23 protein-coding genes are annotated in these 26,429 nt (G+C 32.2%); 14 read left to right on the forward strand and 9 right to left on the reverse strand.

The window, feature by feature from the left end; translation table 11 throughout:
* Positions 1 to 127: 127 nt before the first annotated feature.
* Positions 128 to 2,215, forward strand: coding sequence for a M3 family metallopeptidase (locus DPN68_RS06270; protein ID WP_239987030.1), 2,088 nt, complete (start codon positions 128 to 130; stop codon positions 2,213 to 2,215).
* 100 nt (positions 2,216 to 2,315) lie between these two features.
* Here DPN68_RS06270 and DPN68_RS06275 read toward each other — a convergent pair whose 3' ends face one another.
* The 3 genes from DPN68_RS06275 to DPN68_RS06285 all read right to left on the reverse strand — a co-directional run bounded on the left by DPN68_RS06275 (position 2,316) and on the right by DPN68_RS06285 (position 4,583).
* Positions 2,316 to 2,933 (reverse strand): hypothetical protein, encoded by a 618-nt coding sequence (locus DPN68_RS06275; protein ID WP_113988798.1) that lies wholly within the window; start codon positions 2,931 to 2,933, stop codon positions 2,316 to 2,318.
* Positions 2,934 to 3,280: 347 nt separating this feature from the next.
* The gene (locus DPN68_RS06280) at positions 3,281 to 4,168 is read right to left on the reverse strand and encodes a hypothetical protein (RefSeq protein WP_113988799.1); all 888 of its coding nucleotides are present in this window, start codon (positions 4,166 to 4,168) and stop codon (positions 3,281 to 3,283) included.
* Positions 4,169 to 4,400: 232 nt separating this feature from the next.
* Positions 4,401 to 4,583 (reverse strand): CAL67264 family membrane protein, encoded by a 183-nt coding sequence (locus DPN68_RS06285; RefSeq protein ID WP_113988800.1) that lies wholly within the window; start codon positions 4,581 to 4,583, stop codon positions 4,401 to 4,403.
* A 187-nt stretch (positions 4,584 to 4,770) separates the two neighbouring features.
* Here DPN68_RS06285 and DPN68_RS06290 point away from each other — a divergent pair, with 187 nt between their 5' ends.
* From DPN68_RS06290 to mnhG, 7 genes are read left to right on the forward strand one after another with little or no spacing between them, the layout of a single operon-like run.
* Positions 4,771 to 7,062: a putative monovalent cation/H+ antiporter subunit A gene (locus tag DPN68_RS06290; protein WP_113988801.1), complete on the forward strand. Its 2,292-nt coding sequence runs from the start codon at positions 4,771 to 4,773 to the stop codon at positions 7,060 to 7,062.
* Between the two features lie 2 nt (positions 7,063 to 7,064).
* Positions 7,065 to 7,478: a Na+/H+ antiporter subunit B gene (locus tag DPN68_RS06295; RefSeq protein WP_113988802.1), complete on the forward strand. Its 414-nt coding sequence runs from the start codon at positions 7,065 to 7,067 to the stop codon at positions 7,476 to 7,478.
* A 2-nt stretch (positions 7,479 to 7,480) separates the two neighbouring features.
* Complete coding sequence (locus tag DPN68_RS06300; RefSeq protein ID WP_113988803.1) at positions 7,481 to 7,834, forward strand: Na+/H+ antiporter subunit C; 354 nt, start codon at positions 7,481 to 7,483, stop codon at positions 7,832 to 7,834.
* On the forward strand, positions 7,831 to 9,342 hold the full coding sequence (locus DPN68_RS06305; protein ID WP_113988804.1) for a proton-conducting transporter transmembrane domain-containing protein: 1,512 nt from the start codon (positions 7,831 to 7,833) through the stop codon (positions 9,340 to 9,342). The genes DPN68_RS06300 and DPN68_RS06305 overlap by 4 nt, the downstream gene beginning before the upstream one ends.
* 1 nt (position 9,343) lies before the next feature.
* Complete coding sequence (locus DPN68_RS06310; protein WP_113988805.1) at positions 9,344 to 9,820, forward strand: Na+/H+ antiporter subunit E; 477 nt, start codon at positions 9,344 to 9,346, stop codon at positions 9,818 to 9,820.
* A gap of 11 nt (positions 9,821 to 9,831) precedes the next feature.
* Positions 9,832 to 10,107: a cation:proton antiporter gene (locus tag DPN68_RS06315; protein WP_113988806.1), complete on the forward strand. Its 276-nt coding sequence runs from the start codon at positions 9,832 to 9,834 to the stop codon at positions 10,105 to 10,107.
* The gene (gene mnhG, locus DPN68_RS06320) at positions 10,100 to 10,483 is read left to right on the forward strand and encodes a monovalent cation/H(+) antiporter subunit G (protein ID WP_113988807.1); all 384 of its coding nucleotides are present in this window, start codon (positions 10,100 to 10,102) and stop codon (positions 10,481 to 10,483) included. The genes DPN68_RS06315 and mnhG overlap by 8 nt, the downstream gene beginning before the upstream one ends.
* Here the strand turns inward: mnhG and holA are convergent.
* Complete coding sequence (gene holA / locus DPN68_RS06325) at positions 10,480 to 11,484, reverse strand: DNA polymerase III subunit delta (RefSeq protein ID WP_113988808.1); 1,005 nt, start codon at positions 11,482 to 11,484, stop codon at positions 10,480 to 10,482. The genes mnhG and holA overlap by 4 nt on opposite strands.
* Positions 11,485 to 11,547: 63 nt before the next feature.
* Here holA and DPN68_RS06330 point away from each other — a divergent pair, with 63 nt between their 5' ends.
* From DPN68_RS06330 to DPN68_RS06345, 3 genes are all read left to right on the forward strand, one after another.
* A complete protein-coding gene (locus DPN68_RS06330) occupies positions 11,548 to 11,994 on the forward strand; it encodes a type I restriction enzyme HsdR N-terminal domain-containing protein (RefSeq protein WP_113988809.1) in 447 nt (148 codons plus the stop codon).
* Between the two features lie 486 nt (positions 11,995 to 12,480).
* Complete coding sequence (locus tag DPN68_RS06340; protein ID WP_113988811.1) at positions 12,481 to 13,476, forward strand: glycosyltransferase family 2 protein; 996 nt, start codon at positions 12,481 to 12,483, stop codon at positions 13,474 to 13,476.
* A gap of 70 nt (positions 13,477 to 13,546) precedes the next feature.
* Positions 13,547 to 14,386, forward strand: coding sequence for an OmpA/MotB family protein (locus DPN68_RS06345; protein WP_113988812.1), 840 nt, complete (start codon positions 13,547 to 13,549; stop codon positions 14,384 to 14,386).
* A gap of 42 nt (positions 14,387 to 14,428) precedes the next feature.
* On the opposite strand, the gene DPN68_RS06350 is transcribed toward DPN68_RS06345, so the two are convergent.
* Both DPN68_RS06350 and DPN68_RS06355 read right to left on the reverse strand, forming a co-directional pair.
* Positions 14,429 to 15,049: an L-threonylcarbamoyladenylate synthase gene (locus tag DPN68_RS06350; RefSeq protein WP_113988813.1), complete on the reverse strand. Its 621-nt coding sequence runs from the start codon at positions 15,047 to 15,049 to the stop codon at positions 14,429 to 14,431.
* Between the two features lie 38 nt (positions 15,050 to 15,087).
* A complete protein-coding gene (locus tag DPN68_RS06355; RefSeq protein ID WP_113988871.1) occupies positions 15,088 to 17,415 on the reverse strand; it encodes an ATP-dependent helicase in 2,328 nt (775 codons plus the stop codon).
* A 160-nt stretch (positions 17,416 to 17,575) separates the two neighbouring features.
* Between DPN68_RS06355 and DPN68_RS06360 the strand changes: the two genes are divergently transcribed.
* Positions 17,576 to 18,100 (forward strand): DUF7935 family protein, encoded by a 525-nt coding sequence (locus DPN68_RS06360; protein ID WP_113988814.1) that lies wholly within the window; start codon positions 17,576 to 17,578, stop codon positions 18,098 to 18,100.
* Between the two features lie 32 nt (positions 18,101 to 18,132).
* On the opposite strand, the gene DPN68_RS06365 is transcribed toward DPN68_RS06360, so the two are convergent.
* Genes DPN68_RS06365 through DPN68_RS06375 form a run of 3 tightly spaced genes read right to left on the reverse strand, consistent with a single transcriptional unit; the run spans position 18,133 to position 22,989 of the window.
* Positions 18,133 to 19,884, reverse strand: a complete 1,752-nt coding sequence (locus DPN68_RS06365) for a hypothetical protein (RefSeq protein WP_113988815.1) — start codon at positions 19,882 to 19,884, stop codon at positions 18,133 to 18,135.
* A gap of 60 nt (positions 19,885 to 19,944) precedes the next feature.
* The gene (locus tag DPN68_RS06370; RefSeq protein ID WP_113988816.1) at positions 19,945 to 20,853 is read right to left on the reverse strand and encodes a patatin-like phospholipase family protein; all 909 of its coding nucleotides are present in this window, start codon (positions 20,851 to 20,853) and stop codon (positions 19,945 to 19,947) included.
* A 9-nt stretch (positions 20,854 to 20,862) separates the two neighbouring features.
* A complete protein-coding gene (locus DPN68_RS06375; protein ID WP_239987035.1) occupies positions 20,863 to 22,989 on the reverse strand; it encodes a M1 family metallopeptidase in 2,127 nt (708 codons plus the stop codon).
* 103 nt (positions 22,990 to 23,092) lie between these two features.
* Between DPN68_RS06375 and recG the strand changes: the two genes are divergently transcribed.
* Positions 23,093 to 25,195 (forward strand): ATP-dependent DNA helicase RecG, encoded by a 2,103-nt coding sequence (gene recG, locus DPN68_RS06380; protein ID WP_113988817.1) that lies wholly within the window; start codon positions 23,093 to 23,095, stop codon positions 25,193 to 25,195.
* A 145-nt stretch (positions 25,196 to 25,340) separates the two neighbouring features.
* Positions 25,341 to 26,399, forward strand: coding sequence for an efflux RND transporter periplasmic adaptor subunit (locus DPN68_RS06385; protein WP_113988818.1), 1,059 nt, complete (start codon positions 25,341 to 25,343; stop codon positions 26,397 to 26,399).
* The last annotated feature ends 30 nt before the right edge of the window (positions 26,400 to 26,429 follow it).

The raw sequence follows: 26,429 nt of genomic DNA on the forward strand, positions 1-26,429 counted from the left end.
ATATTAGTTAACACTTTAGAAATAAAAAGAAATTAGTAAAAAACTTAGTATTTTTACGCTTACGATTCAATCATTTATCAAAAATACAATGAACAAAAAAAACCTATTAATCTTAACATTTGCTAGTATGACAATGATTACCAGCACGACAGTTGCTCAAAAAAAGCAAACGAATCTAAATCCATTTTTTGAAAAGTACAATACGCCGTACAACGTTCCTACATTTGATAAAATAAAAGTAGAACATTTTAAACCAGCGTTTTTGGAAGGAATCAAACAACAAGAAAAAGAAATTGATGCTATTGCAAGCAACACACAAAAAGCTACTTTCGAAAACACCATTTTAGCAATGGAAAATTCAGGGAAACTGTTGAGTGAAGTTTCTACCGTTTTCTTCAATTTGAGTTCAGCGAATACGAATGCTGACATTCAAAAAATTGCTCAAGAAGTTTCTCCATTACTTGCCGCTCATAGCGATAACATCAACTTAAACGAAAAGTTATTCCAAAAAGTAAACAGTCTTTGGCAAAGTAAAAACCAATTAAATTTGGGAACAGAAGAAGCGAAATTACTAGAAAACGCTTATAAAAGATTTACAAGAAATGGCGCAAAATTAGACGAAAATGCCAAAAACAGATTACGTCAAATCAATGCCGAATTGTCTTTATTATCGGTAAATTTTGGACAGAATATTTTAGTTGACACCAATGGTTTTGAAATGCTAATCGACAAAAAAGACGATTTAGTAGGTTTACCAGAATCAATAATTCAAGCTACTGCAGAAACTGCAAAAAGCAAAGGTCACGATGGAAAATGGTTATTTACTATTCACAATTCAAGTGTGATGCCATTTTTACAATACAGTGCTAATCGTGCATTAAGAGAAAAAATGTACAAAGCCTACAAAAACAGAGGAAACAATGGTGGCGCCAATGATAACAATGAAAATGCTATTAAATTGGCGAATCTTCGTTTGGAAAAAGCGCAAATTCTAGGTTACGAAACTTTTGCACATTATGCATTGGAAGAAACAATGGCTAAAACTCCTGAAAAAGTAACGTCATTTTTGGAAGATTTATGGAAACCGTCACTAGCAAAAGCCAATGAAGAAATTGCAGAAATCAAAACCATGATGAACAAAGATGGCATTTCTGGCGATGTACAACCTTGGGATTATAGTTTTTATAGTGAAAAAATCAGAAAAGCTAAATTTGATTTGGACGAACAAGAATTAGCGCCTTATTTCAGTATTGAAGGTGTTAGAGAAGGAATTTTCATGGTAACCAATAAACTTTGGGGATTAAAATTCAAACAAATTACGAATGTTCCAGTGTATCATCCTGATGTGACTTCATGGGAAGTTATGGAAGCTGATGGCACACATTTGGGCGTTTTATTTATGGATATGCATCCAAGAAGTTCTAAAAGAGGTGGCGCTTGGATGACATCGTATCGTCCGCAAACGATGAAAGATGGAAAACGTGTAGCACCAGTAATTTCAATTGTTTGTAATTTTACAAAACCTACTAGCACTACTCCAGCTTTATTGACTTTTGATGAAGTAACTACATTTTTCCATGAATTTGGACACGCTTTACACGGATTATTATCAGATGTGAAGTATAAAAGCTTAGCCGGGACTTCTGTTTCAAGAGATTTTGTTGAATTACCTTCACAAGTCATGGAAAATTGGGCTGCAGATCCAGTAGTTTTAAAAATGTATGCCAAACATTACAAAACTGGAGCTGTAATTCCAGATGAATTGATTGAAAAGTTAGAGAAAGCCGCAACATTCGGACAAGGATTTGCTACTACCGAATATTTAGCTTCTTCATTGTTAGACATGGATTACCATTCTATTACATCGCCAATTAGCGGAAAAGCAACTGATTATGAAGCAAACTCAATGAAAAAATACGGATTAACTAGTGCAATTACGCCAAGACATAGCAGTACGCATTTTAGTCATGTTTTTTCTGGTGGCTATTCGGCGGGTTATTACAGTTATATTTGGTCGGGTGTTTTAGATACGGATGCTTTTGACCAATTTAAGAAAACCTATTTATTCAGTCAAGAAAAAGCGAAATCGTTCCGAAATAATATTTTATCAAAAGGAGGCACCGAAGATCCAATGGTTTTATACAAAAGATTCCGAGGAAGCGAACCTTCTATCGAACCTTTATTAAAGAAAAGAGGTTTAGACAAAAAATCATAAAAACAAAAATTCCCGAATTAGCAGTAATTCGGGATTTTTTTTGGTAGGAAACCTTTTTTTAATTGGTATATAAAAGGATTTGTATACCAGCGGTGCTTTTTTATTTCAGTTTTCCAATCCACACATCGCCTTTTGGATAAAAATAAATTTTCTCATTATCTTTTTCAATTACGTGAAATTTCTCTTGAATTAGTTTTTTGTAAAATCGTTGGTCTTTATGATATTCCTTTTCAATTTTATATTGTTCTTTTGGCCAATTTATTTCACATTCGTGAATAGAGTCCAAATCAATTTTTTTGTCCCAAGCAAATTTTTGTAATTCAGTTGATAATTTTCCAAATTGATTGGTGTCTAATTCGCTATTTTTCTTAGAAACTAAAAAACTTTCATTTTCGTAATAAGCTACTTTTTCGTCTATTGCACACACAACTTCTGATTTCAGCATTCTCGGATTATAAAGCCAAATTGCTAAATAATATTCTTTATTTAATTTATCAAGTTCATTTTTCCATTCAAAATATGTTTTTAACAGAGTCTCGATAATTATTTTTCTTAACTCTCCTTTTATTCCAAATTCCTCACCATACCATTCTTCAATTTCATAATTAAAATATTTTTCCTGATATAGGAAATCTATATCTAATTTGGAATCAGAGTCAATAATTGACTTATTTATATCTCTGATGATTTTCTTTGAAAAAATAGTTTTCTTTTTCATTTCGGATTTTCTAAAATGCACTACAACTTGTTTACATACGAAACTTCCTAACTACTCTAACGCCGTATTGGTAAAATTGTCGAAAGTTTTACAAGTTTTGATTTGATCAAAAATAATAAAAAAAGATTTAACAAATCAACTTGAACTAAAAACAAAAATTCCCGAATTACTCAATAACTCGGGAATTTTTTTTGGTGTGAAAAAACTATACTCTACCTTTCAATGCGTTTTTTTTATTTAGTTGTTACACGAAAGAATTCGTGCACCAGCGGTCAATTTTTATCTACTTTATAGGCACGGAAAGCATTTCCGCTATCGTTGCGGTGATACATCCGAGCGGTCGGGTTTTATTCTTTTGTATTTAATTCATTTGAAAACTTAACGAGCATTAGAAATAAAATTGGTATCATATTTTTCAATTCACTATAATATTCAAATGAAGATTTTAATTTATCATTTAAAGGAAGATATTTCATATCATAGTTTTTTTTAATTTTAATTTTATCATCTGGGTCAGGAAGCATACTAAAAGGCATTGATGCACACATTATTGCATAAGTTAAGGTAAAATGTGAGTCATTTGATATTGTTTCAACGCCTAATAACTCATTTTTTAAGTCGGATTCAAAGCTAAAACCATCAATCATATTACTTGGATGTGATGTTGTGCTTAAAACAGCCTTCATATGAGAAATTTGAGTGTCTAAATTTCCAAACCATGTTAGCTTTTTATTAGAAACTTGATCCTTTATAAATTTTTCAGTTTTACTGCTTTTTATATATTTATGCCAAAACTCATTTGATTCTTTAAAGCCAAAATTGTTTCTATATTCTTCTAAAAAAGATGAATCAAGCTTGCACCTTGACCAAATTAATGAGGTTTCATATACTAATCGCAAAATAGTTCTTGCATCAGTATCTAAACCATAACTACATAATAACCTTATTGATGTTAGATGTTTAATTTGTCTAATTGTTAATCTATAATATGTAATAGAAAATTTATTTTTTTCTAAAGCACTAAGTAAATAAAATTCAGAAAGAATTCTTAATAAAACAATATATTCATCTAGATATGCAAACAATGATGATATTTTGGAATTTTTAACTTCAATATTAAATTCATCATAAATATTTTCACCAAATGTTTTTTCGACAAAAGTAAACCCCTTTTTATTGTATAAAAGTTTAATGGTATTAATTGCATGTTGATAAGATAATAGGGTTCCTGGCATGAATAAATTGGATTAAGCTCTTGAATTCTCAGTTCTGCGGTAATCTTACTGTTAACTCGTTTATAAACAAAACTTACTAACCTCTCCCGTACCTTATTGGCAAAGTTGTTAAAAAATTTACAAGTTCTGATTTCTTCAAAAATAAGAAAAAAACATTAAAAAATTCAACTTAAACTAAAAACAAAAATTCCCGAATTACTAAATAATTCGGGAATTTTTATTGGTATAAAAACTATACTCTGCCTTTCAATGCGTTAAAAACCCAAGCGATGGCAAAAAAACCAACACCAACAGCTCCAAATCCCCAACCTGCTACATCATCATAACGATAAATACCCAAACCAATAATTAAGATTCCCATCAAAATCATAATAAATGTTGCCCAAGCCAAAACTGTATTCTTATTCATTCCCATAGTGAAGTCATTTAAAATTTGAGGAGAGCAAATATAGTAAAATTATATAGTTTGATAAATGCTAATCAACAATTCCCAAACAATTTCTTTAAAAACGAACTGTTAAATTTATGCTATGATTTTCCATAAATAGCTTCAAAACCCTTGAAAATTCGTATATTTGAGGTTTAATCTTACTAAATAATTCATGCTTGCTATAGTAGTACTTTGTTTTATTACCGCCATATCCTTACTTTTTTTTGGGAATTATATTAAGAAAAATGCTGCTTTTGGACTCACTTTTTTGCCTTTAGCTGGTTTTGTCTATTTCTTAAGTAAATTACCCCAAATTACCAATGGAAATATCGTAACAGAAAGCTACAATTGGGTGCCAAGTTTAGGTATTCAATTGACTTTCAGACTAGACGGACTTTCCTTATTGTTTGCCTTGTTAATTACTGGAATAGGAACTTTAGTATTTGCTTATACTTCCAATTATTTAAAAGAAAACGACCATTTAGACCGATTTTATGGTTATTTAAGTGTTTTCATGGCAGCCATGCTAGGATTAGTACTTTCTGATAACTTAATTAGTTTGTTTGTTTTTTGGGAATTAACAAGTATTAGTTCGTTTTTCTTAATTGGATTTAAGAATAGTAGTGCAACATCAAGAAAATCAGCCTTACGAGCGTTGACAGTTACTGGTTTGGGCGGTTTATTTTTATTGGCTGGAGCTTTGACTTTTGGTACAATTGCTGACACCTATTCTTTTCAAGAAATTTTAAATGGTTCGATAGATTTTACTCAACATCCTTTATATTCCTTGCTGTTGTTGTTCATTTTTGGAGCAGCATTTACTAAATCGGCGCAATTTCCTTTTCATTTTTGGTTGCCTGGTGCTATGGAAGCTCCTACTCCAGTTTCAACGTATTTGCACTCAGCAACAATGGTAAAAGCAGGAATTTATTTATTGCTCAGATTTTCACCTGTTTTGGGTCAGCATGAATACTGGCAACTTACATTAATTACTATTGGTGGAATAACTATGATTTATGCCGCATTTCATACACTTTTCAGAACCGATTTAAAAGGAATTTTAGCCTATTCTACCATTGCTGCATTGGGAATTATGGTTTTTTTAATTGGAATTGGAACCGAATTAGCCTTAACCGCAGCACTAACATTTATAGTAGTTCATGCACTTTACAAAGCCACTTTATTCCTAGTAACTGGAACTATTGATCATGAAGCAAAAACTAGAGATGTAACCCAATTAGCTGGATTAAGAAAAGTGCTTTTACCTGTTGCCATAGCTGGATTTTTAGCTGCTTTTTCCAATGCAGGAATTCCGCCATTTTCGGGTTTTATTGGAAAAGATTTGATTTATGAAGCGGGATTGCATAGTTTTCAACCTGTTTTATTGATTGTTGTAGCTGTTATTACCAATGTTTTATTGGCTTACGCTGGCTATTTGGTGGGAATTAAACCTTTCATTGGGAAATTACCCGAGAAATTTGAAAAAATACATTTACCAAGTCCGTTGTTGTGGTTTCCGCCATTGCTTTTGGCTGTTTTAGGATTACTTTTTGGAATTGTTCCAAAATTATTAGTTTCATTGGTAAATCCTGCTTTGCAAGAAACGTTTATTGGTGCAAATTTGGTGCAATTGAAACTTTGGCATGGATTTAACTTGGTTTTATTGTTGAGTTTAGTAACTATTATTAGTGGTCTTCTATTGTTTTATTTCTTGAAACCAAATAACGATTTAACCAAATTTATTGTACAATTTCAAACCATTTCTCCTCTTGGAATTTTTGAAAAAATAGGTATTTTAATGACCAAAGTCAGTTTGTTATGGACTAATTTTTTTCAAAACGGTTTTTTAAGAAATTATGTTTTAACCATTATTCTAGTAATTTCATTTTTAATTGGTTACAACTTATTTTTCAACGCAAAATTCCTTTGGGATTTTTCAACAATACTAAGCGTCACTAATTATGAAATTGGCATTCTGTCGGTAATGTTAGTTGCTATTTTATTTACTGTCTTTACCTCTTCGAGACTAACTGCAGTTGCTTCTCTTGGTGTAGTTGGCTATGCAATATGTTTACTGTTTGTTTTTTACAGCGCACCAGATTTGGCCATGACCCAATTTACAATCGATACGTTAACAGTAATTTTATTCGTTTTAGTATTGTATCGTTTACCAAAATATCTGAAATTATCTGAAAACAAAAAACGTATTCGCGATGGCTTTGTTGCGTTGGTTTTTGGCGGATTAATCACCATACTTTCATTAGAAGTAATTCAAGAACCAATGAATAATGAAACAGGTAAATTTTATGCGGAAAATGCGTATTTATTAGCCAAAGGTAAAAATGTAGTTAATGTTGTTTTGGTAGATTTTAGAGGAATTGATACCTTAGTAGAAATCACCGTGTTAGCAATTGCTGCCATTGGCGTATTTGGCTTATTAAAATTAAGAATTAGAAACAACTAACCATGAAAACTTTAATATTAAAAACAGCATCGGGTTACTTATTACCAGTTTTGCTTCTTTTTTCAGTATTTATTTTATTGCGCGGTCATTATTTGCCTGGCGGTGGATTTGTGGGCGGATTGGTAGCTTCAATTGCTTTTGTATTGCATGCGTTTGCTAATGGTTTAGAAAATACCAAAAATTTACTTCGCATTCATCCCGGATTTTTAATGCCTTTTGGTTTAGCTATTGCTTTTATAAGTGGTTTAGCACCTATGTTTCTTTACGATTTACCTTTTTTAACAGGAATTTGGTTTGATGAACCATTACCCGTTATTGGAATGGTGGGTTCGGCATTGTTTTTTGATACCGGCGTTTTTTTGGTAGTAATTGGAGTTACATTAACCATTATTTTCACTATTTCAGAATCAGCTTAACTATGGAAATATTATTAGCCTTTTTAATTGGAATTCTTTATGCTTCTGGCATTTATATGATGCTTAGACGAAGTTTAGTAAAATTAATCATTGGTATTATTTTATTAGGAAATGGTGCCAATCTTTTAATTTTTCTATTGGGAAGAATTACCAAAGACAAACCACCAATTATTCCCGAGCACAGTAAAGTTTTCCTTGATGGTTTTGCTGATCCCGTGCCACAAGCTTTGATATTAACAGCTATTGTTATTAGTTTTGGTTTACAAGCATTTGCCATTATTTTGATAAAAAGAGCTTATAAAGTGGCTAAAACCGATGATTTAGATCAAATGAACACAACCGACGAATACGCATGATAAACTCAATATTATTATATCCGCTATTATTTCACTTTTTTGTGGCTATTGTAGCTTTGTTTTTTTGGCGCGATACACGAATTCAACGCGTAATTAGTGTTGCTGGAAGTATCATTGCCTTGTTTTTATCCATCTTGCTATTTAGAGAAGTTTGGTACAACGGTATAATTACGATGCAATCTGGTAATTGGAAAGCTCCTTTTGGAATTACTATGGTTGCGGATACACTTTCGGCTACTTTGGTCTTATTGACCAATATTCTTGGTGTTGCCATAGCTATTTATTCTTCAACAAGTATTATTAGTGAGCGAGCAAAATTTGGCTACTTCCCTATTTTTCACTTATTGTTGATGGGATTAACAGGCGCTTTCATTACTGGCGATATTTTCAATTTATACGTTTGGTTTGAGGTGATTATTATTAGTTCGTTTGTATTGCTAACCATTGGTGGTGAAAAACCCCAAATTGAAGGCGCAGTAAAGTATTTTACATTGAATATTTTAGCATCCGTAATTTTTCTTACTGCTATTGCGGTTTTATATGGTTTAACAGGAACTTTAAATATGGCCGATTTACGATTGAAAATTGCTTTGGTTGAAAATCAATCGTTAGTAGATATTGCCGCTTTGATATTTTTTATTGGTTTTGGAATTAAATCGGCTGTTTTTCCTTTGTATTTTTGGTTGCCAGCTTCTTATCATACGCCACCAGCGGCTGTTTCGGCTATTTTTGGAGGTTTATTGACAAAAGTGGGTGTTTATGCAATGATTCGTGTGTTTACTTTATTGTTTGAAAGAAGTGAGTTTTTAGATAATTTATTAATTCTTGTTGCGGTATTAACGATACTTTCTGGTGCTTTGGGAGCTTTAATACAAAACAATATTCAAAAGTTATTTTCCTATTTAATCATTTGCCACATCGGATTTATGATTGCGGGATTGGCTATGAATACTACGGTTGCATTCACTGGAACTGTATTTTATATGATTCACGATATTGTAGTTAAGGCGAATTTGTTTTTAGTTGGTGGTTTCATTTACCGTTTAAAAGGTTCGTACAGTATGCGACAATTAGGAGGTTTATACCAAAGTCATCCTAAATTATCATTACTTTTATTAATCCCGTTATTTTCTTTAGTTGGAATTCCGCCTTTATCTGGATTTTGGCCCAAAATTTCATTAATTACCGCTGGTTTAACAACTGAAAATTACCTATTAATAGCTTTCATTATATTCGGAAGTTTCGTAACTTTATTAGTTATTGCCAAACTATGGTCGGAAGTATTTTGGAAAGAAAGTGAACCGATTTCGTTCAAAGCAAATTTTAAAAGCTTTCATTCCATGAAGAAAAAAGAACAATTTTCATTGGTCTTTGCTATTGCTTTATTGGCATTTGTATCGCTTTACATTGGTTTTGGTGCCGAACATATTCAAAATTTATCCAGTAGAATTGCTACTGAACTAACAACGCCTCAACTGTATTTAGACGCGGTTTTAAAAACTAAATAAAATGAGAAAACAATTTTTAATGAACATCATGCTATCACTCATTTGGGTAGCCTTGACTGGCGCCTTAAGTGTTGTGAACTTTTTATTTGGTTTTGCATTGAGTTTTTTAATCATGTGGATTATTAGTACTTCGCAAACCAATAGAAAATATTTTAGAGTAATTCCCAATATTATTTCGTTTGTGTTTTACTTTTTATACGAATTAATAAAAGCCAACATTCATGTAGCATATGACGTAATTACACCCACATTTTACATGAAACCAGGAATTGTTTGCGTTCCATTAGATGTGGAAACGGATTTGGAAATTACTTTATTGGCCAATATTATTTCGCTCACGCCAGGAACATTGAGTTTAGATGTTTCCAATGACAAAAAAGTGTTGTACGTTCATGCCATGTATATTAAAGACAAAGAAGAATTCATCAAAGACATCAAAAACGGATTTGAACGACGATTATTAGAAATCATGCGATAACCATTTATAAAATGAATTTACACGATTATTTATATTACATAATTTTACCTATTCTGGCGCTTTCTGTAGTGCTGGTTTTTGTTCGTTTTCTAAAAGGACCAACGCTTTCTGACCGCGTAGTGGCATTGGATTTACTAATTACCATTGGTATAGGAATTATTGCTGTTTATAGTATTATTTCTAACCAACCTACGTTTTTAGATATTGCTATGATTTTGGCATTAATTGCCTTTTTAGGAACGGTTGCCTTTTCGTATTATTTAGAAAAAAGAGAACAAAATGACTGATACAATTATTGCTATATTAGCCACTTTAGGCGCTTTGTTTGCCTTATTAGCTGCCGTTGGTTTGGTACGAATGCCTGATTTATATTTACGAATTTCGGTTACTACAAAAGCGGCAACTTTAGGAATTGGTTTGCTTTTAATTGGAGCGGCCATTTATTATAATGATGTTTCCATCAGTACTAGAGTAGTTGCAATTATATTTTTCATCTTGCTGACAGCGCCTGTTGGTGCGCATTTAATTGGACGTTCTTCCTATTTTACTGGAGTAAAAATGTGGGATAAATCCGTAAGAGATGATTTGGAAGGCAAATACCAAAAACGTTCTCACGAACTTAAAAGTGAAAATTCAGAAGAAAAAGATAATTCAACAGATTAGTTGAAAATGTGAACTAACATTTCTTTCATCAAATCATGTGTTGAAATAGAACTTGCTTCTACTCCTTTTCCTTTTACATCCAATTCTCTAAGTTTTGAAATAATACTACTTACTTTTTTCATTGGATAACGTTTTGCAGCTACATCATAATCAGAAACAAAATACGGATTCACTCGTAAAACACTAGCCACATTAGCTTTCGATTTATCTTTTAAACCGTGATATTGCAAGAGTTGAGTAAAATAGGAAAAGATTTGTCCAACAACCAATACAAAAGGATTGTCTTTCGGGTTTTGAGCAAAATATTCGATAATTTGATATGCTTTCAATTGTTCGCCTTTTCCAATGGCATTTCGGAGTTCAAAAATGTTGTAATCTTTACTTATTCCAATGTTTTCCTCGATGTCTTTTGCCGTAATCGTATGTCCTTTGGGAAGAATAATTTTTAGCTTTTCTAATTCGTTGTTGATTTTAGACAAGTCGGTTCCTAAAAACTCGACCAACATTATCGCAGCTTTGGGTTCAATGTTATACCCTTTTCCTGATAAAACACGCTTAATCCAATCAGGAACTTGGTTGTCGTATAACTTTTTACTTTCGAAAAGCACTCCAGCTTTAGTGATTTCCTTTGGTAATGCTTTACGTTTGTCTAAAGTCTTGTATTTATAAGCAAAAACCAAAACCGTTGTAGGCTGTGGATTTTTAACGTAAGCTTCAATTTTATCAATCGTACGAACTAATTCTTGTGCTTCTTTCACAATCACCACTTGACGATCAGCCATCATCGGATAGCGTTTGGCATTGGATAAAATATCTTCAATACTTGTATCTTTTCCATACAAAACTACTTGATTGAATCCTTTTTCATCTTCGGTCAATACCGTATCCGCTATAAAATCAGTCAATTTATCAATATAATAAGGTTCTTCACCCATTAAAAAATAAATTGGTTTGATGTTTCCTGATTTAATATCGTTGGTTATTTTGATTACTTCGTCCATACTTTTAGTATTCAGTGTTCAGTTTATAGTTGGCAGATTATAATAATTGACTAATTTTGAACTATGCAAAATTTGAATTTTTCAAGCTACACGTTTCGGTTCAAAAATAGTGAAAATAAAGTGGCTATTTTTGATGAAATACGAAAAAAATTTGTGGTGCTCACTCCAGAAGAATGGGTGCGCCAACATGTAGTTCAGTATTTGTTATTGGAAAAAAAATATCCAAAATCATTAATTAATGTTGAGAAACTGGTTAAAGTCAACGGTTTAAACAAGCGTTATGATATTGTGGTTTTTCGACCTAACGGTGAAATTTTCTTGCTTATTGAATGTAAAGCTCCAGAAGTTGCTATTTCCCAACAAACTTTTGATCAAATTGCACGTTATAATTTAAAATTAAATGCCCAATATTTAATGGTAACCAATGGATTAAACCACTATTTTTGCCAAATGGATTTCGAGAACGAGAAATATGTGTTTTTGAAAGAAGCTCCTGAATATAGAAAATAGAGATTAGATATTTAAAATTGAAGTCCATTTAATAAGAGTAAACATGATTGAAAGAAAAATATTTTTATTAGTTATCTTACTAGTTTTGCTCTACAGTATCAGAACAAAAAAAAATACTAGTATAATTTTTTCAACACTTTTATTTCTTGGAGTTTTATCAACGTTTTTGGGAAACTATTTTATAACAATTGGTTTAATAATATTTATCTTAACTGCTTTTATTATAGGAATTAAAGGTGTTTTTTCTAAAATAAATATTCTAGAAAAAATTAGCTATAGTTCTTTAGGACTATTTTCTTTTGCAGCTTTACTTTTTGGAATAATGAATTGGCCAGGCTCTAACGAAGTTAAACTAATAATGACTTTTCCAATAATCATTTTTATAATTACTAACTTCAAAACAAAATTCAATTTAGTAAAAACATATCCTTTCCTACTAATTTTGTTTTTTGAATGTTTATTCAGATTTCTTAGACTTTTATACTAATGAAAAAAATAGCGGTTGTAATATTAAATTGGAATGGAGCGAAATTGTTAGAACAGTTTTTACCTTCTGTTGTTGCGTTTTCTGAGGAAGCTACAATTTATGTTGCGGATAATGCTTCTTCGGATAACTCAATTGATGTGATTCAAACGCAATTTCCTTCGGTAAAAATTATTCAAAATTCGGGAAACTTTGGGTTTGCTAAAGGGTATAATGAGGCTTTGCAAATGGTGGAAGAACCTTATTATGCTTTGGTAAATTCGGATATTGAAGTAACTGAAAATTGGTTGGTTCCCATGATTAAAATGTTTGAAAATGAACCCGAAACAGCTATTATTCAACCCAAAATTTTAGATTTCAAAAAGAAAACACATTTTGAATACGCTGGTGCAGCTGGTGGATTCATTGATAAATTGGGTTATCCGTTTTGCCGTGGAAGAATTTTTGAAACTATTGAAGAAGATAAAAACCAATATGATAGTGAAATTCCGATTTTTTGGGCTTCTGGTGCTTGTTTTTTTATTAGAAAAGAAGTTTTTAGAAAATTAAAAGGTTTTGACCCTGATTTTTTCGCGCATCAAGAAGAAATTGATTTATGTTGGCGCGCTTTTAATTTCGGTTACCAAACAAAATTTACTTATAAATCAACGGTTTATCATGTTGGAGGTGCTACTTTACAACAATCTAATCCAAAGAAAACCTTTTTAAATTTTAGAAATTCGCTATTAATGTTGGTGAAGAACTTACCTAAAAACCAACTTTTCCCTATTCTTTTCATGCGTTTGTGTTTAGATGGTTTAGCTGGAATTCAATTTCTTATCAAAGGGAGAATTTCGCATTTTTTCGCAATTTTAAAGGCACATTTTTCTTTTTATCGTATTGGCTATCAATTCTATAAAAAAAGAACTCCCAACCAACGCTCCGACTACTATAAAATAAATAGTATCGTTTACCGTTATTTTATTAAGAATGGCAAGGTTTTTGGGACAATCTTTTAACAATAGTTTAAGTTCAAAAAAACTATATTTTAACAATTTCACCTTAATTTTGTAAAAAATTTTTATTCGTATGAAAAAAGTAATGTTGATTATGACTTTAGCAGCAATGACGTTGACGTCTTGTGGTTCTAAAAAGAAAATTGCAGATTTAGAAGCAAAAAACAAAGAAATTCAAGATTTATTAAACACAACTACGGTTAAATTAAACACGTGTTTGACTGAAAAAGATGCTTTGGCTAATCAGGTTGACTTCTTGAAAAAGAACAATACTGATTTAATCAACAACATGGGGAATTTAACGACTTTGACAGCTAAAGGTGCTGAAAACTTAGAAAAATCGTTAGAAAGTTTAAAAGAAAAAGATTTAAAAATCAATCGTTTACAAGATGCTTTAACTAAAAAAGACAGTGTTACATTAGCATTGGTTACTAGTTTAAAACGTGAAGTTGGAATTGACGATCCAGACATCAATATTAATGTTGAAAAAGGAGTAGTAATGATTTCTATTGCAGATAACTTACTATTCAAATCTGGAAGCTATGAAGTAAGTGACAAAGCTAAAGGTGTTTTGGCTAAAGTGGCAAAAGTAATCAACAGCAAACCTGATTTTGAATGTATGGTTGAAGGACATACAGATAATGTGCCAATCAAAAATGCCGTTTTATTAGACAACTGGGATTTATCAGTTAAAAGAGCAACATCAATTGTTCGAGTTTTACATAAAGACTTAGGAGTTAGCCCAAAACAATTAATTCCTGCGGGAAGAAGTTCGTACATTCCTTTAGTTGATAATGATACTCCAGCAAATAGAGCTAAAAACAGAAGAACTCGTATCATCATCATGCCTAAAATTGATCAATTTTACGACATGTTAGAAAAAGAGATGAAGAATCTTAGCGACGGGAAATAAGAATATTACAAAAAAACGCTTTCAAATCGAAAGCGTTTTTTTTTATATCACATCCAAGCTTCCTTTTCCTTCACGAATGACTTCTGGTTCGTGTCCAGTTAAATCAATTATCGTTGATGCTACATTATCTCCGTAACCACCATCAATTACCAAATCGACTTTATTTTGCCATTTTTCGAAGATTAACTCAGGATCTGTAGAATATTCAATCACATCATCTTCATCATGAATGGAAGTGGAAACTATTGGGTTTCCTAATAATTTTACGATTTCACGCGCAATATTATTATCAGGAACACGAATTCCTACGGTTTTTTTCTTGCGGAATTCTTTTGGTAAATCATTATTTCCTGGTAAAATAAACGTATACGGACCAGGCAAAGCGCGTTTCAAGATTTTAAATGTTGACGTATCAATTTGCTTCACATAATCGGAAAGATTACTCAAATCGGAACAAACAAAAGAAAAATTTGCCTTTTCTAGTTTTACTCCTTTGATTTTAGCAATTCGTTCCAATGCTTTTGTATTCGTAATATCACATCCTAATCCATAAACTGTATCGGTTGGATAAATTACCAATCCACCATTGCGCAAAACATCTACTACTTTTTTAATAGCGGCTTCACTTGGTTTGTCTTCGTATATTTTTATGATTTCTGACATGATTTCTGTTTATAGTTTGTTGTTAATTGTTTGTTGTTCTACCCAATCACTTCTAATTTCGCAAAACGCAACAATAACTTTTTCAAGCCACCAACATCAAATCTGATTTCGGCTTTTTTATCGGCGCCGATTCCTTCAATATTTACGATTTGCCCTTTTCCGAAGCGTTCATGCATTACGATATTTCCAACAGCTAAATTGGCATCCACTACATTTGAGCTTCCTGCGTTGCTTGTCATTGGTTTTAATCTTCTGATATTGGCAGTTGGATTGGGTTGGTCTTGTGTTAAATAAGCTGGCGGTGTTCCCGTTTTTGGCTTCGCTAGTCGTAATTTTGATTTGTCAATATCACCAAAAACATCTACATCCATTAAGGGTTTGTAGCGATAACCCGAATCTTGCGGATTCAAATATTCCAAATATTGAGAATCAATTTCTTCAATAAAACGCGAAGGTTCACTATCGACTAATTTTCCCCAACGGTAACGCGATTGTGCATACGTTAAATATGCTTGATGTTCGGCACGAGTTAATGCTACGTAAAACAAGCGGCGTTCTTCTTCCAATTCGCTTCTGGTGTTCAAACTCATCGCACTTGGAAACAAATCTTCTTCCAAACCTACAATAAAAACATGCGGAAATTCTAATCCTTTTGCCAAGTGAATCGTCATTAGCGCTACTCTATCATCATCGCCAGTGTCTTTATCTAAATCGGTTGCTAGAGCTACATCTTCCAAAAATTCTGCCAATGCACCACGAGCGCCATCAATTTCTTTTTGCCCTTCGGTGAAATCTTTGATACCATTCAAAAGTTCTTCAATGTTTTCAATTCTAGCGATGCCTTCTGGAGTTCCGTCTTTTTTCAATTCTTGAACCAAACCTGTTTTTTTGGTAATATGTTCGGTCAAATAAAAAGCATCTTGATTTTCATTGATGATTTGAAAACTTTTAATCATGTTCACAAAATCCGTCAATTTGGCTTTGGTTCCCGAATTTAACTTTAAGTCAATCTTGTCAATATGCTCCATTACTTCAAAAATGGAACGTTTGTAATGATTAGCCGCAATCGTTAACTTATCAATTGTAGTTCCACCAATTCCTCTAGCTGGATAATTGATTACACGAACCAAAGCTTCTTCGTCTTTTGGATTAATTACCAATCGCAAATACGACAAAACATCCTTGATTTCTTTTCTTTGGTAAAACGATAAACCACCATAAATTCGGTACGGAATATCACGTTTTCGAAGCGCATCTTCCATAGCACGCGATTGCGCATTGGTACGATATAAAATAGCAAATTCACCATTATGCATTTGATTGCGCATTTTTTCTTCAAAAATGGTTGCCGCAACAAATCGACCTTCTTCACTATCGGTTAAACTGCGGTGAACTTTTATTTTTGGTCCGTCAGCATTGGAAGTCCAAACAATTTTATCTAATTTGGTTTTATTCTTGTCAATAACATTATTTGCTGCTTCCACTATATTTTTTGACGAACGATAATTTTGTTCCAAACGATACATTTGCACGCTTTCGTAATCTTTTTGGAAGTTTAGAATGTTGTTGATATTCGCTCCACGGAACGCATAAATACTTTGGGCATCATCACCTACAACACAAATGTTTTGAAATCTATCCGACAAAGCACGAACAATCAAATACTGTGAATGATTGGTATCTTGGTACTCATCTACCAAAATATAACGGAAACGGTCTTGATATTTCGCCAACACATCTGGAAAACGATTTAGTAATTCATTGGTTTTCAACAACAAATCATCAAAATCCATCGCACCCGATTTGAAGCAACGCTCTACGTATTGTTGGTATATTTCGCCCATTCGCGGCTTTTTGCTCATGGCATCCGCTTCTTGCAATTCGGGATTGTTGAAATATGCTTTTACGGTAATCAATGAATTTTTGTAGGAAGAAATGCGCCCCAAAATTTGTTTGGGTTTGTAAATGTCTTTATCCAATTGCATTTCTTTGATAATCGCACCAATTAGTCGCACCGAATCTTGTGTATCATAAATGGTGAAATTAGAAGGATAACCTAATTTTTCTGATTCAATTCGTAAAATTTTAGCGAAAACCGAGTGAAACGTTCCCATCCAAAGATTTTTGGCTTCGTTGCTCCCAACAATATCAGCAATACGTTTTTTCATTTCACGTGCTGCTTTATTGGTAAATGTTAAAGCTAAAATATTAAATGCATCAACTCCTTGACTCATTAAATTGGCAATACGAACAGTTAACACACGGGTTTTTCCAGAACCAGCACCGGCAATTACAATCATCGGTCCATCTTTCTGTAAAACAGGAAGTTGTTGCGCTTCATTTAATTGACTAATATATTTTTGTATTTCTGAATTCATAATTATTCTCTTCCCTACAAAAGTACACTTTGGAATGAGTTTCTCCAACTTTTTTTAAGAGTATATCAAAAAGGAAAATTAAAAAAGATAGTTTTGGAAATTGTATTTTTTCCTCTTAATTTGCAACTGATTTAAAAATGACTTAAAAATGAATTTAGAAACTAAATTATTAGAAATTGCAGCTTATACCGTTCCTGCAATCGTTACAGGAGGAATTGCTTTTTTTGTTTTGCAAGCGTTCTTTAAAAATGAAGAAAATCGCAGACGTTTTGAGTTATTAAAAGAAAATCAAAAACAAGCTTTGCCTATTCGTTTACAAGCTTATGAACGAATGGTTTTGTTTTTAGAACGAATTAATCCTCCGCAACTTTTAATGCGTGTTGCTCCTATTTCAACTAACAAACACGATTATGCTACTTTATTAATTCACAACATTCAAACAGAATTTGAACATAATTTAACCCAACAAGTTTACGTTACAGCTGCTACTTGGGAAATCGTTAGTAAAGCAAAAAATACTACTATTCAAATGATTCGTCAAAAATCTGTTGAAGAAGAAGTTCCTACAGCAGAAAAATTGAGAGAAGCCATTTTAATAGATTTAACGCAAAACGATTCCGCTTGCGCTATTGCAATTAGTTATCTGAAAGAAGATTTGAAAAAAATATTTTAATTGAAATCCCGAATTTAAAAATTTGGGAATTTTTAATTATCTCTAACTACATGCGCAACTCCAACAATAGTTCTATTTTGGTTATTGTTATCTATGTAATTTCCACTAAAACTAACATCAATAAATTCTCCAATATTACTTATAGAATTAATAGTAAAAACGACGTTTGTAGCGGACTGGTCAATTAAGCCCAAATCAATTCCTTCAATCATGAAACTTGATTGGACTCCAGTTGTATTAGAACCACACCATAACAAAATTCCATTATGAATTGTAGTATTTAAACTATAAATACTTAGTCCGTTTGAAGTAATTTCAGCCGTTATATCACTTAAAATATACACTGTTGGTTCATTATCAATTTGGTAACTAATAAACTCGCTAATTGCATTACAAGCCTGTAAATTTCCTACTTGAACAATTGTGTTACTTGGTAAATACATGTAAGAGATTAGTCCTGTCGTTTGTAAATTATCATAATTATAACCTTGTAAAGTGAAACTCAAATCTGGAAAACAATACATTGAGTTAATAGAAAAATTTCCATTTATATCTGTTTCTACAAATCTTTTGTGGCTATTACCATAACTTAATTTCACATATCCATTTGACACTACTGAACCATCACATTTATTCAAATTTCCTTGTACCATAACAGAATTTGCATTGCCATTCGCTACATAAGTTAATTCAATAGCATTTATAGAATTTGCTTGTAAATTTCCTATAGATAAAAAAACTTGATTTTCACATTGGTCAGTAATTACAGCTTTTAAATTTTCATTAGCTGGAACAAAACCTGATACTTTCCCATTAACATCTGACAACTGAGACATTGAAAAAACACCAATATCTTCTCTCAAAATGGAAACTTGTGAATATGATAATGGATTTCCAATATTATCATTTATAGTTAAATGTAAAATAGTTGCATCTCCAAATTGATCACAATTCCACCAGGAGAAATGAGAAACACTGGCTACATAAAAATCGCCTTGGCGTGTTGCCTCTCCTTCTTGCTTCCAATAACCTTGTTCTGAATCAAAATGCCATAATGGAATGCTTGCTGCTGCATTTCCCAAATGCATATTATCAATTTTCATTGAAATTTGAGCAGTATGTCCTGATGCAATTTGTAATTTCTGACCGCTTTCACCTCGTAATTCAACGTACAACATTCCAAAAGTCTCTAGTATCTTTGCGCTTCCATCAGTTGCTTCTGCAAATAACATTCCTGGCATGATATCCATTAAATTCTCATTTGAAGCTTCTAAATGAAACAAACTTACATTTACTGATCCGGTGTAAGAATTACCCAATTCATCTTCAAAATAACCGTCAAAAATTACTTTTGTTTGATTAGGTAATGAGACTTCACTTAATTGTCCTGCTTGAATAGTAGCAATAGGGTTTATGGGAATCATCATTATCCTTATCTGGTTCATTTTATTTGTTGGTACTAATGACCGTGAACCTTCAATATATCCAATTTTTGTTGCCTTTACGTAAGCTAAATTTTCAAAAACTCTTGCATCTTTGATAATAAAAAATCCATTTTCATCTGTTTGAACTGACTTATTATAGATTTGAATAGTAACATGCTGCAAGGGATTATTATTAACATCTACAATCTGACCCATGAAATCCCTATGAACTTCAACTCCTAAATTTTCTATAAAATTCGAATTTGGATTGTTATTATTAGCCTTACTATCATCAGAACTATCACAACTAATCATAATTAAAAATAAAGCAAGAACAAATAAAAAATTTCCTTTTTTCATGTGAGTATTTTTTTAATAGATAAAAGAAAATAAAAAAGGTTGCGTAAATTTGTAAGATAATTATTCTTCATCAAGAATTTCTTGACGATCTAATTCTTTCGTTTTAGCATATTCATAGCCAACTTCCCACCATTTCTTCATTTCTTCTTTATTAAAAACTAACGAATTGGTAGTCAATAAAGATGGTGTGTAATAAAAATTAATAGTAGCATCTTTGATTTTGGCTTCGTATTTTCCTATTTTAATATTTTGGAATTCAATACGATCCATCATGTAAGAAAACAAATTAGTCAAAGCATTAAACGGACTTCTTGCTGGCAATCTATTAAACAAGGGCGTTTCTGTATGTAAAACAATAGCATCTACATGAGTGGCGCCTCTTTTGATTGCTTCTTCAATAGGAACCATAACAGCAAATCCACCATCTGCATAATCACAACCATTTTTTCTAACCAATGACATAAACGGAATGTAATTACAAGAAATCCAAATCCATTCGCAGAAATCCTCATAACTAAATTCTTTGATAGATTTATATTCCACAGCGTTTAAAGACAAATTTGAAACGGTAATAATGATATCTTTTTCACTTTCTTTTAAGGTTTCAAACTCTTCAATAGTAAAAACTTGACCAATTAACTTGAGCAAATTTTTACTTTCACCAAAAGTTTTTGAACCTCTCAAAAAATTCTTCAAAACATTCAAATGATTAATTCCAATAGTATCTTCTCCAAATCGCTTACGAACCGTAAACGGACAATTACTAAAAATGCTATTTTGATTTACCGAAGTATACACTTCTTTAATTTTTTCCACCATTCCCAATGCCAAATGAGAAACCATCAAACTTCCAGTTGATGTTCCTAAATACAAATCGTATTCTTTCTGTAAATCTTGAATTAAGTATTGGGCAACTCCACCAGCAAATGCGCCTTTACTTCCTCCACCAGAAATGATTAGTGCTCTCATACTACAATGTTAGTAAATTTCCTTTAAAAAAACTTCTAATCTTTCATTAAGTTTTGGAGATAAATCGGGCTTTAACAATAAAAAGGTTTCTTTCATAGAATTATCTTTCATTAAAGTTCTAATTTGAGTCTTGGCAAACGAAACCAATTGCCATTTGTGATGCAAAGAAGCTTCTAATAAACTAATCAAAACTTCATCAGTATAAATTTTAAAATTCAATAAAATCACCAAAGCTTCTTGACGCAATTGCGCTTCATTTGGTGATTTTGTAAACTGAATTAATTGGTCAATGGCTTGCTTTTTCTCAGCCGAAGAAACTGCTGGAGTTGCCAATTTCAAAGTCAAATGTGCCAATTTTAAATTCTTATTTAATCCTTCCCAATTTTCAGATAGTTTGACGTATTCCAATTGTTTCTCCGGAAAACTTCGCCATAATTTTATCAAGGCAATTTCTCTTGTAACATAGGATTTATCTTCCAATAACGAACTGAATTCTGTTTCAAATTCATTGGGAACCAAACCAATAGTTTCTGCCATCGTTTGACGCACTTTCAAATCGTTAGTTTGCATCGCTAATTTGATAATTTCTTTTTTTTCTAGCCAAGAAACTGTTTCTAATTGGTATAAAATCTCTTGCTTTACAGGGAAATAACTATCCGATTGCATGATTTTCTTGAAAAATTCTTTGTTTTGAAAAAACGAAAATCCAGCCCTACTTTTCACTTCTTTTAATTCCGAAATAAAACGGTTATCTTGAAAATACGATTGCACCGAAGCCATTTGAAAATCAGGATTTTCTAACCAATCGCGTTTGAATTTTTGTACATCATAACCGCTAACTTTTTTAATTTCTGCTAAAAAATCATCGGTGTCCACATTTTTATAAGCATATTTTTTAAGGTAATTTTTAACCGCTTTATTGAATTTTTTAGCGCCAATTTCAGAGCGTAACACATGCAAAGCCCAAGCGCCTTTTTTATAAAATGTCAACGAACTCGCTTTGGGATCTAAAATCGGTGTTTTTTGTTCTTTGGCAGCAGCGGCTAGTTGTTCGGCCATATCCCACAATTGGTAGTAAAAATAATCATCGCCGAATAAATGTCGCTCAGCCAATAAAGCATAATATGTAGCAAAACCTTCTTGTAACCAATGATGTTTGCTTTCTTTGGCAGTAACCAAATCACCAAACCATTGATGTGCCAACTCATGTGCATTGACATTTACATAATTTCTATCATTGAAACCAATTTCATCCACTACAAAATCTTGCGAAAAAATCGTAGAAGTTGTATTTTCCATTCCCGCATATAAAAAATCTCGAACGGGAACTTGTCGGTAAATATTCCAAGGGTACTTCACTCCTATTTCTTGTTCCAAATAATCGAATAGTTCTTTGGAATAACGATAAGTGGGCTCAAATTTTGCAACATCATTTTTATCCAAATAAAATTCTAATGGAGTTTCTGATTTAGTCTTTGAAGTTTTCTTTTCGAAATTTCCAATGGCTAACATAACTAAATAGGACGACATTGGTTTTTGCATTTGGTAATTCCAAGCAATCAAATTTACTTTCGAATTGTATTTACTTGAAATGAAAGTACCATTTGAAATTACAGAGAAATCATTTCTAAATTCAACAAACAAATTAAAAATCACTTTCTCATTCACATCGTCAAAACTAGGTAACCAATGACTGGTATATTTCCCTTGACCTTGTGTCCAAATTTGAAAATCTTCATTATTAGCAACAAAATATAAGGTTTGTTTTGGCTTGGCTTCGTAGTTGAAAATCAATTGGTTCTTTCCTTTTTTAAATCCTTCGAATATATCCAAAGTTTTTCCTGAATTTTTGAAATTCACAGCTTTTCCATTGATAGTAACATTGGAAAAATCCATATTTTTTGCATCAATTTTAATGGTATCGATTGCTTTTAGTACTTTGAATTCGTAAACAATCTTTCCAAAAATAGATTTCTCTGAAAAATTAGGAGTTACAAAAGCATCGCATTGAATAAAATCAACCTTATCAATTTGTTGGGCAAAAGATAAGTTAATGTAAAACAATATGGTAATAAAACGAAATAACTTCATAAGATGTAATAAATCACGAATATAAACATTTTCAATTTCTCTCATTTCAAAATTAACAAATTATGAACTATCTTCGCTAATTGAGAAAATAGAACTAAGAAGTTAGAAAATAGACTGAATACTATAAACTGAACACTGAATACTTTAAATGAATCTCCTTGAAACTCCAATAGAATTTCTCAAAGGCGTTGGTCCACAGCGTGGCGATTTATTGCGTAAAGAATTGAGCATTCATAAATATGGAGATTTACTGAATTTATTTCCTAATCGTTACATTGACAGAACTCGTTATTACAAAATAAACGAACTACAAAACAGCAATTCAGAAGTTCAAATTGTTGGGAAAATTATCAATATCAAAACAGTTGAACAAGGAAAAGGAAAATCGAGATTAGTAGCAACTTTTATTGACGAAACAGGTCAAATGGAATTAGTTTGGTTTCAGGGACAAAAATGGATTCGAGAAAGTATCAAAATCAATGTTCCTTATGTGATTTTTGGAAAAGTTTCACAATTTGGAGCTACTTACAACATGGCACATCCTGAAATGGAATTATTGGAAGAACATAAAGCTAGTCTGCGTTCGGCGATGCAACCGGTTTATCCAAGTACGGAAAAATTGGCAAACAAAGGAATTTCGAACAAAGTCATTAATAAAATGATGCAACAATTGTTTGTGGAAACCCAAGCTTTATTTTCTGAAAATTTACCCAATTATCTTTTGGAAGAATTAAAGTTGGTTCCAAAAAATGCCGCTTTATTCAATATTCATTTTCCAAAAAGTCAAGATTTATTGGCAAAAGCACAATTTCGATTGAAGTTTGAAGAATTGTTTTTCATCCAATTGCAATTGATTACGAAAAACCTCATTCGCAAACACAAAATCAAAGGAATGCCTTTTGAAAAAGTGGGCGAAAATTTCAATAATTTCTATAAAAATCATTTGCCTTTTGATTTAACAAATGCTCAAAAACGTGTTTTAAAAGAAATTCGAAACGACTTAGGAAGCAACGCCCAAATGAACCGTTTACTGCAAGGTGATGTGGGTTCAGGAAAAACCATTGTAGCTTTAATGTGTATGCTTTTAGCCAAAGACAACGGTTTTCAAAGTTGCTTAATGGCACCAACAGAAATTCTTGCTAACCAACATTTCAACGGAATTACTGAACTAGCAAAAGAGTTGAATCTCAATATAAAATTACTTACGGGTTCAACTAAAACTTCAGAAAGAAAAGTCATTCACGAAGCTTTAGAAAACGGATCTTTAGATATTTTAATTGGAACGCATGCTTTATTAGAAGATAAGGTGCAATTTGATAATTTAGGATTAGCGATTATTGATGAGCAACATCGTTTTGGTGTGGAACAAAGAAGTAAACTTTGGAAGAAAAATGCAATTCCACCTCACGTTCTAGTTATGACCGCGACTCCTATTCCTCGAACATTAGCCATGAGTTTGTATGGAGATTTGGATATTTCGGTGATTGATGAATTGCCGCCTGGAAGAAAACCTATTCAAACTGTTCATCGCTATGATTCAAACCGACTGAAAGTTTGGAAATTCCTAAAAGATGAAATTGCTAGAGATCGCCAAGTATATATTGTGTATCCCTTGATTCAAGAATCGGAAAAAATGGATTACAAGGATTTGATGGACGGCTATGAAAGTATTTCTAGAGATTTTCCTTTACCACACTATTCCATTTCAATTGTTCACGGAAAAATGAAACCCGCCGATAAAGACGAGGAAATGCGTCGCTTTTCTGAAGGAAAGACAAATATTATGGTTGCGACTACTGTGATTGAAGTTGGTGTAAATGTACCCAATGCTTCCGTAATGGTTATTGAAAGCGCGGAGCGTTTTGGTTTATCGCAATTGCATCAGTTACGTGGTCGTGTTGGTCGTGGTGCTGAACAAAGTTATTGTATTTTAATGACGAGTCATAAATTGAGTAACGACAGCAAAATTCGAATGGAAACAATGGTTCGTACCAATGATGGTTTCGAAATTTCGGAAGTAGATTTAAAACTTCGTGGTCCTGGCGATATTATGGGCAAACAACAAAGTGGTGTGCTAAACCTTCAAATTGCGGATTTAGTTAAAGACAAAGACATTTTGCAATTAGCACGTCATCATGCTATAAAACTATTAAAAGAGGATGCTCCGATCGAAAAACCAGAACATGCAAAACTTCGTGAAGCATTTATAGAATTGAGCAAAAAGAAAACAATTTGGAATTATATTAGTTAATTCATTAGCTATAAAATTGTATAAATAACAATTGATAAAAGCCTTTAAAAAAACATTTGTAGCTACAAGTGTTAAATTAAACCTAACAATTACGATTATTCCTTGAAGATATTTTAGTTTTGTAGAGCAAATTCTTCTTCAAATTATGAAAATAAAAACTATAAGCATTACGCTACTGATTCTTTTGATTCTGGGTCTAATAGGTTACCGCATTTCAAAAAGCGGAAATGAAAACGCAAACGGGCCAAAAAATGCTGGGAATAAAACAGCACAAAAAGTAGAAGGAATCGTGATTAAGGCAGAAAACTTTTCAGATGTTTTATCGCTTTCAGGCTCAATTGAAGCTAATGAGCAAGTAGAAATTCGTAGTGAGGTTTCTGGTATAGTGGAAGCTATTTATTTTCAAGAAGGAACAACTGTTACAAAAGGTCAAGCACTTTTAAAAATTAACGACTTAGAACTTAGAGCACAAGTATCTCAAGCTATAACACGCCAAAATTTAGCGAGTGAAAATGAAAGACGTGCCAAATTACTTTTAGAAAAAGAAGCTATAAGTCAAGAAGAATACGATATTGCCAGTTCGGAGTTTAGAAGTTTAAAAGCACAAACCCAATTAATTCAAGCGCAATTAGCAAAAACTACTGTTAGAGCTCCGTTTTCAGGGAAAATTGGATTGCGTTCTATCTCTCCAGGAACATATGTTACACCTACGACCCTAATTTCTAAATTAGTGAATACGGACATCTTAAAAATCACCTTTTCGATTCCTGAAAAATACAGTTCCAACTTGCAACTGAATACCAAAGTTTCTTTTACTGTTCCCAATCAAACAGAAAGTTTTGAAGCAACAATTTATGCAGTTGAATCTGAAATTGAAACCACAACGCGAACACTAAGAATAAGAGCCAAAATAGCCAATACATCAGGAAAAATATTACCTGGAACTTTTGCTACTGTAAATTTACCACTAACCGCTATTACTGATGCTATTTTAATTCCTACAGAAGCTATAATTCCTGTCCAAAATGGAAAAAAAGTGATTTTATCAAAAAATGGAAAAGCAACTGAAGTTTTAATAGAAACAGGAACACGAACTAAAGAAAATATTCTTGTTATACAAGGATTACAAGTTGGAGATACCTTAGTAACTAGTGGTATTATGAGTATAAAAAAAGATGCTCCAATTCAAGTTAAAGTGAAATAAATTTCGATTAGTTCTAGATAACTAACAAGA

This window comes from Flavobacterium tibetense, from assembly GCF_003293845.1.
GTDB lineage: Bacteria > Bacteroidota > Bacteroidia > Flavobacteriales > Flavobacteriaceae > Flavobacterium > Flavobacterium tibetense.